The 9,693-nt window shown below is 73.3% G+C and carries 8 protein-coding genes; 4 read left to right on the top strand and 4 right to left on the bottom strand.

Features of this window, described 5'->3' with window-relative positions:
* The first annotated feature begins 188 nt into the window (after nucleotides 1-188).
* The 3 genes from cysS (at nucleotide 189) to IF99_RS0123665 (ending at nucleotide 4,743) form a co-directional block, all read left to right on the top strand.
* A complete protein-coding gene (gene cysS, locus IF99_RS0123675; RefSeq protein ID WP_030999060.1) occupies nucleotides 189-1,589 on the top strand; it encodes a cysteine--tRNA ligase in 1,401 nt (466 codons plus the stop codon).
* Nucleotides 1,590-1,717: 128 nt separating this feature from the next.
* Nucleotides 1,718-2,665 carry a 23S rRNA (guanosine(2251)-2'-O)-methyltransferase RlmB gene (gene rlmB, locus IF99_RS0123670; RefSeq protein ID WP_030999058.1) on the top strand — a complete coding sequence of 316 codons (948 nt, stop codon included), beginning with the start codon at nucleotides 1,718-1,720 and terminating at the stop codon, nucleotides 2,663-2,665.
* Between the two features lie 506 nt (nucleotides 2,666-3,171).
* Nucleotides 3,172-4,743 carry a DoxX family protein gene (locus IF99_RS0123665; RefSeq protein ID WP_078655238.1) on the top strand — a complete coding sequence of 524 codons (1,572 nt, stop codon included), beginning with the start codon at nucleotides 3,172-3,174 and terminating at the stop codon, nucleotides 4,741-4,743.
* A 193-nt stretch (nucleotides 4,744-4,936) separates the two neighbouring features.
* On the opposite strand, the gene IF99_RS0123660 is transcribed toward IF99_RS0123665, so the two are convergent.
* The 4 genes from IF99_RS0123660 to IF99_RS0123645 all read right to left on the bottom strand — a co-directional run bounded on the left by IF99_RS0123660 (nucleotide 4,937) and on the right by IF99_RS0123645 (nucleotide 8,259).
* Nucleotides 4,937-5,443 carry a GNAT family N-acetyltransferase gene (locus tag IF99_RS0123660; RefSeq protein ID WP_030999055.1) on the bottom strand — a complete coding sequence of 169 codons (507 nt, stop codon included), beginning with the start codon at nucleotides 5,441-5,443 and terminating at the stop codon, nucleotides 4,937-4,939.
* Nucleotides 5,440-6,219: a nucleotidyltransferase family protein gene (locus tag IF99_RS0123655; protein ID WP_037827433.1), complete on the bottom strand. Its 780-nt coding sequence runs from the start codon at nucleotides 6,217-6,219 to the stop codon at nucleotides 5,440-5,442. The genes IF99_RS0123660 and IF99_RS0123655 overlap by 4 nt, the downstream gene beginning before the upstream one ends.
* Nucleotides 6,220-6,449: 230 nt before the next feature.
* A complete protein-coding gene (locus tag IF99_RS0123650) occupies nucleotides 6,450-6,890 on the bottom strand; it encodes a hypothetical protein (protein WP_030999051.1) in 441 nt (146 codons plus the stop codon).
* A 247-nt stretch (nucleotides 6,891-7,137) separates the two neighbouring features.
* Complete coding sequence (locus IF99_RS0123645) at nucleotides 7,138-8,259, bottom strand: ABC transporter ATP-binding protein (protein ID WP_030999049.1); 1,122 nt, start codon at nucleotides 8,257-8,259, stop codon at nucleotides 7,138-7,140.
* A gap of 467 nt (nucleotides 8,260-8,726) precedes the next feature.
* Here IF99_RS0123645 and IF99_RS0123640 point away from each other — a divergent pair, with 467 nt between their 5' ends.
* The gene (locus IF99_RS0123640) at nucleotides 8,727-9,683 is read left to right on the top strand and encodes a hypothetical protein (RefSeq protein WP_030999047.1); all 957 of its coding nucleotides are present in this window, start codon (nucleotides 8,727-8,729) and stop codon (nucleotides 9,681-9,683) included.
* The last annotated feature ends 10 nt before the right edge of the window (nucleotides 9,684-9,693 follow it).

The raw sequence follows: 9,693 nt of genomic DNA, 5'->3' as shown, positions 1-9,693 counted from the left end.
CCCCCGCCCTTCCCGCATCGCCGCCGGACTGGCCGCCCCGTCGCGGCGTTCGGCGCGTCGCAGGCGGCGGCTTGCCGTGGGGGTGGGGCGCCCCGGGGGCGGGCGGGTTGCTGTCCGCGTTCCCGGGCCGTCTCTTCGCCTCCGCCGTCCGGCCCCAGCACGGCCCCGCGCCGTCTACCCTGGACCCCGTGACTATTCGCCTGTACGACACCCGCGCCCGGCAGATCCGTGACTTCTCCCCGCTCGTGCCGGGCTGCGTCTCGATCTACCTCTGTGGTGCGACCGTGCAGGGCGCTCCGCACATCGGGCACATCCGCTCCGGGCTCGATTTCGACATCATGCGGCGGTGGTTCGCCTACCGCGGCTACGAGGTCACCTTCGTGCGGAACGTGACCGACATCGACGACAAGATCATCAAGAAGTCCGCCGAGCAGGGGCGCCCGTGGTGGGCGATCGGGTACGAGAACGAGCGCGCGTTCAACGCCGCGTACGACGCCCTCGGCTGCCTGCCGGCCTCGTACGAGCCCCGCGCGACCGGGCACATCACGGAGATGATCGAGATGATGCGCACGCTCATCGCGCGCGGTCACGCGTACGAGTCCGGGGGCAACGTCTACTTCGACGTGCGCTCGTTCCCCGACTACCTGGAGCTGTCGCACCAGGAGCTGGACAATCTGCTCCAGCCCTCCGGCGAGGGCGAGACCGGCAAGCGGGACGCGCGCGACTTCGCCCTGTGGAAGGCCGTCAAGCCCGGGGAGCCCAGCTGGGAGACCCCGTGGGGCCGCGGCCGTCCGGGCTGGCACCTGGAGTGCTCGGCCATGGCGCACAAGTACCTCGGCGCCGCCTTCGACGTGCACGGCGGCGGCCTCGACCTGATCTTCCCGCACCACGAGAACGAGATCGCCCAGTCGCGGGCGTACGGCGACGAGTTCGCCACGTACTGGGTGCACAACGCCTGGGTCACCATGAGCGGCGAGAAGATGTCGAAATCGCTCGGCAACTCCGTGCTCGTGAGCGAGATGGTCAAGCGGTGGCGGCCGATCGTCCTCCGCTACTACCTCGCGACCCCGCACTACCGCTCGATGATCGAGTACAGCGAGGAGGCCGTCGCCGAGGCCGAGGCCGCTTTCGGGCGGATCGAGGGCTTCGTGCAGCGCGTCACCGAGCTGGCGGGGGGCGAGGTCGCTCCCGCCGCCGAGGTGCCTCCGGCGTTCGCCGAGGCCATGGACGACGACCTGGGCGTGCCGCAGGCCGTCGCCGCGCTGCACACGACCGTGCGGCAGGGCAACAGCGCGCTCGCCGCCGACGACAAGGAAGCGGCGGTCGCGCGGCTCGCGGAGGTACGGGCCATGCTCGGCGTCCTCGGGCTCGACCCGCTCGACGCGCGGTGGGCCACGGGCGGCGAGCAGGCCGAGGACCTGCACGGCGTCGTGGACGCGCTCGTACGGCTCGTGCTCAAGCAGCGCGAGGAGGCGCGGGCCCGCAAGGACTGGCCGGCCGCGGACGCGATCCGCGACCAGCTCGCGCAGTCCGGTCTCGTGATCGAGGACAGTCCGCAGGGACCGCGCTGGACGCTCGGCCCCCGCTGACCCCCTGCCGGGCCCGCGATTCGGGGCGGGCCCGGCACTTTCCGTACCCTGGGGGGTGCGTCCCCCCGCGCACACGGGTGCGCACCGCCCCAGGGACCCCCGCAGCACCAGCAGAAACAGGTAGAACGATGGCCGCGAACAACCGACGCATGTCCGGCAAGAAGGGCGCGCAGATCGGCAGCGGCGGCAAGCGCCGGCGCGGCCTCGAAGGCAAGGGCCCGACGCCGCCCGCCGAGGCACGCAAGGGGCATGTGAAGAACCGCCTCGCCAACGCGAAGGCCAAGCAGACGCAGCGCCGCACCGCCGCCGCCAAGGGGCGCGGCAAGTCGAGCAGCGAGCTGGTCGTGGGCCGCAACCCGGTCTTCGAGGCGCTGCGCGACGGCGTCCCGGCGACGGCGCTGTACGTGCAGCAGTTCATCGACAACGACGAGCGCGTGCGCGACGCCCTCAAGCTCGCGGCCGACCGCGGCGGCATCCACCTCATGGAGGCCCCGCGCCCCGAGCTGGACCGCATGACGAACGGCCTCAACCACCAGGGGCTCGTGCTCCAGGTCCCGCCGTACGAGTACGCGCACCCCGAGGACCTGCCCGCCGCCGCGTACGACGAGGGCGACGACCCGCTGATCGTCGCGCTCGACGGTGTGACCGACCCCCGCAACCTGGGCGCGATCGTCCGCTCGGTCTCGGCCTTCGGCGGCCACGGCGTCGTCGTCCCCGAGCGCCGCGCGGCCGGTATGACGGCCGGGGCGTGGAAGTCCTCGGCGGGGACGGCGGCCCGTACGCCCGTCGCCCGCGTCACGAACCTCACGCGCGCCCTGGAGGCGTACAAGAAGGCCGGGATCACGGTCGTCGGCCTCGCGGCGGACGGCGAGCACACGGTCGGCGAACTCGCCGCGCTGGACGGCCCGGTCGTGATCGTCATCGGCTCCGAGGGCAAGGGCCTCTCCCGCCTCGTCGGCGAGACCTGCGACTACCGCGTCTCCATCCCGATGCCGGGCGGCGCGGAATCCCTCAACGCGGGAGTCGCTGCGGGCATCGTGATGTACGAGGCGGCCTCCCGCCGAGCGCGGCGGTAGGCGGGCGGCCGCGGGAGCGGGGGGCTTCGCCCGGCAGGGTCCCCTCCGCGGTGGGTGCGGCACCCCGAGGGGCCCTCACGCGGGGCGTTGCGTCACGGCCGTCGCGCGCAAAGGTGTGCTCCGTGGCGCTGCGGATCTTCACGTCGTCGCCGCCATGTCGCGTGACTTGGGATGCGTCGCGGGCCGCCGAACTCCTCGAACTGACGTACTCCGAAGCCAGGTTCGGGCGGCGTGGACGGCATCTGCGGGAGCGAGGCCGGACGGGACGTCCCCAGCGAGCCGACGCTTCCGTTCTCCGACGAGGAGAAGAGGCTGTCGTCCGCGGGTGGCCCGACGGGAGGGACGGGGCCGCGCCTCGCCGGGGCGAGGCGGTGGCGCGCAGATCGTGGGCGTCAAGGCAGTGTCCAAAGCGGGCGTCACTCGGTTAGATGAGTGTGGACACAAGAACACCCCGCAATCCCACCGGGGGAACCTCGGCGGGATTCGACGAACCCCCCTTGCTGGCCATGGTCAAGGTGGCCAGTGATCCGGCGCAGGTGATCGTCAATCACGCGAGTTTCCGTGTGCAGCTTCCCTCCACCGCCCGGGCTTCCTCACGCGTGGCCGCCGCGCGGGCCGCTGTCACGCGGCGCGATCCCGTCGTGGGTACGGGGGTTGCGCGGCGCAAGCCCGTTGTGTGGGACGGCAGTTCCGGGCCCGGGGACACCGCGGCGACGGGGCTGCTCGAAGCCGTGCGGACGACCGGGCTCCGGCACGGTGAGGCGCCGCGCGAGGACGGCGAGACCGGTGAGCTGACGCAGGCCGTTCCCGCGTACGGAGCGGACGAGACGCAGGCCCTCCGTGCGCCCGGGCTCGTGGAGACGCGGGCCCTCGCCGCCGCGGGCGGGCCCGGGACGGCGCTGCTGCCCCGGATGCGCGGCTCGGGGAACGCGTTCGAGGAGGAGGGGGCGCGGTACGGCGGCGTGCCGACGGGCGAGCTTCCGCTCGTCGACGACCGGCCCCGTACGGGCGGCCGCAAGGACAACGCGCGGCACGGGTACTACCCCGGCCGGCGCCTGAACCTCGGCGTCGTGCTCCTGCCGCTGCGGGTCTTCCTGGGGCTCATCTCCATCTACGCGGGCATGGGAAAGCTCTGCGACCCCGTGTACTTCGACGGCGGCGAGCGCGGCTCGATGGTGAAGTGGCTGACGTCGCTGCACCCGTGGGCGCTCGCCGAGCCGCTGCGCGACTTCGCGCTCTCGCACCCCGTGGGTGCCGGGCTCTCGATCGCGTTCCTCCAGGTCATCGCCGGGGTGCTCACCGTGCTCGGGCTGTGGCAGCGGCTCGCGGCGGCGACCGGTGTCGCGCTCTCGGCGGCGCTGCTCGTGACGGTGACCTGGCGGACCGTACCGGCGTACGACGCGCCGGACTTCATCTACCTCGCCGCCTGGAGCCCGCTCGTCATCGCGGGTGCGCCGGTCTACTCGGTGGACGCGCGGCTCGCCTCGGGTGCCTGGCGCGCGCTCGGGCCGCGCGCCTCGCTCGCGGCGCTGCGCGGACGGGTGCTGCGGCGCGGCTCGGTGCTCGCGTTCGTCGTCATCGGGTGCACGCTGCTCGTCGGGGCGATGCTCGGCGCGGCGGTACGGGACGCCGACCGCATCACGGCGCCGGGGCCCGGCGAGCGGCCCCGGAACGAGCTGCCCGGTTCGCCGTTCCCGCGCGATCCCGCGAGCCGCGAGCCCGGGAACTCGCCTTCGGCGAAGCCCTCCTCGCCCGCCGCCTCGTCCTCGGTGGCGCCGAGCGCCCCCACCTCGGCGCCCGCGCGGTCCTCGGGCGGCGCGCAGGACGGCACGTCGCCGCAGACGCCCGCGCAGGGCGGCGGCACGACGCCGGGCGACACCCCGCAGGCCCCGCCCGCTCCGCAGCGGGCGCCGCAGCAGGCCCCCTCGTCCACGGGGGGCGGCGGTCCGGCCTCGGGCTCCGGCGGTGGCACCCAGGGCTCGTCCCCGGCCGACTCGGCCCCGCAGAGCGGTGGTTCGGGCGACGGGCAGGAACCGGAGAGCGGGGGTGGTCAGGGACTCGGCGGCCTCTTCGGCTAACCGCGGGCCGGTTGCGTACCGGCCCGCCTGACGAGACCTGATCACCGCACCGGCACACGGTCGCGTGACGCGGAGAGGGGCCCACCCGTCGGGGTGGGCCCCTCTCCGCGTCGGCGCGGGCAACCCGCCTCCGCGGGCCCGAAGGCGCCTCCGCGGGCCCAAAGGCGCGGTCCGGGACGCACGGTACCGGGCCTTACAGCCCCCGCCGCATCACCGTCCGGGGCCACCTGTCCAGCCCGGCCGCCGCCTCCCGGGCGCGGATCTCCCGAAGGCCCGGCGGGAGTTCGGAGGCCGGGTACTCCTCGAAGCCGAGACGGGCGTAGTACGGGGCGTTCCAGGGGACCTCGGCGAACGTCGTCAGCGTCAGGGCCCGCGCGCCCTCGGCGCGGGCGTGGGCCGCCGCGTGGGCGATCAGGGCGCGGCCCAGGCCCTGGCGGGCGTGGGCCGGGTCCACCGAGACCTGTTCGATGTGGAGGTACCCCTCGACCCTGTCCGCGATCAGGTAGGCCACGGGGGAGTCGTCCGGGAGCGTGGACACCCAGGCCAGGCTCCTCTCCCGATGGTGTTCCAGGGTCGTGAGCGGCGGGGGATCGTCGTCCGCGATCTCCGGCATGCCGATCTCGCGGAAGGGCGCGCCCGCGGCCACTTCGACGCGCTGGAGGAGGGGGAGGTCGGCGGGGCGCGCGGCCCGGATCGTCATGACTCGTAGCCCCGTTCCCCGGCCAGTTCCTTCGCCGCCTCCTTCAGGTCCTTCGCCGTGTCGATCGCGCGCCAGTAGGCCCCCTGCGGGATCGGGTAGCCGGCGAGGCGGCGTTCGCGGGCGAGGCGGGGGAAGGCGGTGCGTTCGTGGTCGCCGCGCTCGGGGAGCAGGCTCGTGAAGGCGGGGGAGAGCACGTAGACGCCCGCGTTGACCGAGTACGGGGACGGCGGGGCCTCGACGAAGTCGCTGATGTGCCCGAAGGTGTCCGTCTCGACGACGCCCCAGGGCAGGCGCGGGCGCGCGAGCGCGAGGGTGGCCACGGCGGCGCGCTCGGCGTGGAAGGCGGCCATCGCGCGCAGGCCGAAGCGGGTCCAGATGTCGCCGTTCGTCGCGTACCAGGGCTCGTCCGCGTGCGGGAGGCGCGCGGCGGCGAACTTGAGGCCGCCGCCCCGGCCGAGCGGCTCGGGCTCGATCACCGTCTCGACGTGCAGCGGGAGGTCGGTCTGCTTGAGCCAGGCGATGAGCACGTCGGCGAGATGGCCGCAGGAGACGACGACGTCCGTCACGCCCTCGCGCGCGAGCCAGTCCAGCTGGTGGCCGATGATCGGCACGCCCGTGCCCGGGATCTCGACCATCGGCTTGGGCCGGTCGTCGGTGTACGGGCGCAGCCGGGAGCCCTGGCCGCCGGCGAGGATCACGGCCTGGCGGGGCGCCCCGGCCGGCCAGGCGGGAACGGTGCCCCCGTCGGTGCCCGGGCGCGCGTGCGATTCGCTCATGACGGCACTGTACGGGGGAGGGGCGGCGCGGGGCGGGGGCGGTCGCCCGTCACGGGGCCACCGGCCCCGCACGGCCGCCGTCCGGCCCGTACCGGCCATCGCGCCGCCCGTACCGGCCGACTCGTGGCCCGTACGCCGAGGCGTGGGCCTACCGGCCGACCGTGGCCCGTACGGCGTCGTCGTCCCGTGCCGGGTCCGTGCCGGGGCCCGTGTCGCCGCCGTGCCTCGCGTCAGCCCTGCATCGTCGCCACGCCGGTCGCGTACGCCGTGTCGCAGACCGGGCGGGCGAAGGACTGGGCGCGGTTCGGGCCGTAGGCGCGGACCGCCGCCTCGCCGAGGGAGCGCGCGAGCGAGACGCAGTGCTTGGCGAGCGAGGGGCGCTCGTGGATCGCCTGCTGGAGATGGGTGAGGGCGATGCCCGGGTCCTTCTCCTGGAGCTCGGTGAGGAGCTTCGTGCGCAGCACCTCCTCGGGGGCGCGGCGCTTGTTCTTCGCGTCCGTGTCCGCGTGGGCGGGCGAGGAGGCGTCGGAGGCGGAGGCGGTGAGCGTGGAGTCGCTCGCCCCCTGGGTCGTCCAGCTGACGTGCGTCACGGCGAGCGTCCCGGAGAGCACCAGGACGACGGGCAGGACGAGGGCGAGCGTTCGGCCGATGCGGCGGGCGGTGTAATTCACGCCGGGTAGCGTAGCGCTCCGTGCTGATATAGCGACATTTAGTCACTCTATCGAGTGAGGTAATCCGGTGTTTCGTGGGTATGAAAGTTGACTTCGCAGGTCGGGGCGGGGGCGCTTCGCCCGGGTGTGGACACGGCGAGGGCCCCGTCCTCCCCTCTGCGGGGAAGGACGGGGCCCGTGGGCGCGTGGTTGCCTCCGCGGCCCGTACAGGCGGGTAGTGCACCCGTACGAGTGAAGGCGTCCGGCGTCAGTCGCTCAGGCGCTCGCCCGTCGAGGTCGCGAAGACGTGGCTCTCGCCGGCGCGCGGGACGACGTTGAGGACCTCGCCCTTGGCCGGGACAGCGCGGGAGTTGCCGCGGATGACCAGGTCCTTCGTCTCGCCGCCGATCTCGACCGTGCCGAAGATGAACGCGTCGGCGCCCGTCTCCTCGACGACGTTGACGGTGACCGGGAGACCGGCCGGGGCGTCCTTCGAGAGGCCGGTGCCGGAGCCCTCGGTCTGCACGTCGAAGTGCTCGGGGCGGACGCCGACGGTGACGGTCGTGTCACCCTTGTCGGAGGCGGCCTTGAGCGCGTCGCGGTTGACCGGGACGACCGAGTTGCCGAACTTCACGCCGCCGTCCGCGATCGGGACCTCGATGAGGTTCATCGCCGGGGAGCCGATGAAGCCGGCGACGAAGAGGTTGGCGGGCTTGTCGTACATGTTGCGCGGCGAGTCGACCTGCTGGAGCAGACCGTCCTTGAGGACCGCGACGCGGTCGCCCATGGTCATGGCCTCGACCTGGTCGTGCGTCACGTACACGGTCGTGATGCCCAGGCGGCGCTGGAGCGAGGCGATCTGCGTACGGGTCGAGACACGGAGCTTGGCGTCGAGGTTCGACAGCGGCTCGTCCATGAGGAAGACCTGCGGCTCGCGGACGATCGCGCGGCCCATCGCGACACGCTGGCGCTGACCACCGGAGAGCGCCTTCGGCTTGCGGTCGAGGTACTCGCTCAGGTCGAGGATCTTCGCGGCCTCCTCGACCTTCTTCCGGATGTCCGCCTTGTTGACGCCGGCGATCTTGAGCGCGAAGCCCATGTTGTCGGCGACGGTCATGTGCGGGTACAGCGCGTAGTTCTGGAACACCATCGCGATGTCCCGGTCCTTCGGGGGCAGGTGGGTCACGTCGCGGTCGCCGATGCGGATGGCGCCGCCGTTGACGTCCTCCAGGCCGGCGAGCATGCGCAGCGAGGTGGACTTGCCGCAGCCGGAGGGGCCGACGAGGACGAGGAACTCGCCGTCCTCGATGGCGATGTCGAGCTGGTCGACAGCGGGCTTGGTACCGCCGGGGTAGATGCGGGTTGCCTTGTCGAACGTCACAGTGGCCATTGCGGGCCCCCTTCACCGGCAGGAACGTGCCGGACGATCCGAGTAAAGAGAGGAGAAGTGGTGTAGTCCACACGGGTGAACTGCGGGTGACGGTACCCCGGCGTATGCGGATTGTCAGTAGTCCAGGTCATGTGATGTTCATTCGCTGCTTCACCTCGCCTCTGCGCCGGGCGTCGCGGCGGTGGGTGCGGCGGTGGGTGGGGGGCCTCGGACCGGGCGAACGAGGTCGCGGGGCGGCGGGAAGGCCCGGGTGCGGGGCCGGGTCGTGCCGATCGACTCGACCGCTCCGCCCCACCCCGCCGCAGCCGTGCCCGTCGTGGACCGGGCCGCAGTGATCGCGGGCCCGCATCCGCCCCCCTGCACCCCCGCCCCGTACCTCCGCGCGGCTGAAAAGGCGTCCTGGTGGGCTCGCCACCCCGGCCCTACCATCGGTCGGGCCGGAGCGGACGGGGGACGACGGGGGGACCATGGCTGGCGGACCGGGGGAGCCGGGGCGCCTGGAGAGGCTGCTCAACTGGATCGCGCGGAACCTGGAGTTGCTGCTCGCGGTGCTCGGCGCGATCACCGTCGGCGTGATGGACCTGTTCGGGGACGCGCTCGGCGAGGACGCGACGGCGGGGGCCACGGTCCTCGTGCTCGGCGCGATCGCCGCGGGCTCGCTGCGTCAGCGCCGCCGCGACGACCACCTCGCCGAGGCCGTCCACGACATCCAGCGCGCCTTCGAGGGGATGCAGATGGTCCGCTCGCTCACGGGGAGCGAGATCGGCGCCGAGCTGCGCAAGGCGCGCGAGCGCAGCGACTTCTGGGCCTTCAAGGGCGGTACGGGCACGTACCTGCGTGCCGTGACGCTGCCGGAGTGCGTGGAACGCGCCCGGGGCAACCGCTCGAACCTCACCTTCACGATCGACATCGTCGACCCCGCCGACCACCGCGCCTGCGCGGCCTACGCGCGCTTCCGCCGCTCGTACGCGACGACCGAGGGCTCCTACGACCCGGAGGCGTGGACCGAGGAGCGGACGAGCAAGGAGTCCTACGCGACCGTCCTCGCCGCGGGCTGGCACCTCCAGCGCCTGCCCGGCATGACCGTGCACCTCTACCTGTCGTCCACCGCGCCGACGCTGCGCTTCGACGTCTCGCAGTCCCGCCTGATCATCACGCAGGACGACCGCGCGCGGCCCGGCCTCCTCGTCACCGAGAACCACCCGCTGCACCGCTACTACAGCGTCGAACTCCAGCAGAGCCGCAACCAGGCCCGCAAGATCGAACTGGGCCAGGCGCGCGCACTCGACAACAACCCGACCAACGACCAGGTGCGGACCTTCTTCGACGACCTCGGCCTGCCGCTCCCCACGACGTTCTCCGACACCGACGTGCGGCAGATCGTGGAGAAGGCGCTGCACGCGGAGAACCCGTACCCGATCTGAGCCGCACCGC

The sequence above is a fragment of the Streptomyces sp. NRRL F-5630 genome, from assembly GCF_000719475.1.
Classification (GTDB): domain Bacteria; phylum Actinomycetota; class Actinomycetes; order Streptomycetales; family Streptomycetaceae; genus Streptomyces.
The sequence above is the reverse complement of the archived record's forward strand: the minus strand, read 5'-3'. Positions and strand labels throughout refer to the sequence as shown.

Coding starts and splice junctions, on each gene's coding strand:
- IF99_RS0123645 (WP_030999049.1), bottom strand. CDS start 8,259: ATGGCCACTGTGACGTTCGACAAGGCAACCCGCATCTACCCCGGCGGT.
- IF99_RS0123665 (WP_078655238.1), top strand. CDS start 3,172: ATGGTCAAGGTGGCCAGTGATCCGGCGCAGGTGATCGTCAATCACGCG.
- IF99_RS0123640 (WP_030999047.1), top strand. CDS start 8,727: ATGGCTGGCGGACCGGGGGAGCCGGGGCGCCTGGAGAGGCTGCTCAAC.
- rlmB (WP_030999058.1), top strand. CDS start 1,718: ATGGCCGCGAACAACCGACGCATGTCCGGCAAGAAGGGCGCGCAGATC.
- IF99_RS0123660 (WP_030999055.1), bottom strand. CDS start 5,443: ATGACGATCCGGGCCGCGCGCCCCGCCGACCTCCCCCTCCTCCAGCGC.
- IF99_RS0123655 (WP_037827433.1), bottom strand. CDS start 6,219: ATGAGCGAATCGCACGCGCGCCCGGGCACCGACGGGGGCACCGTTCCC.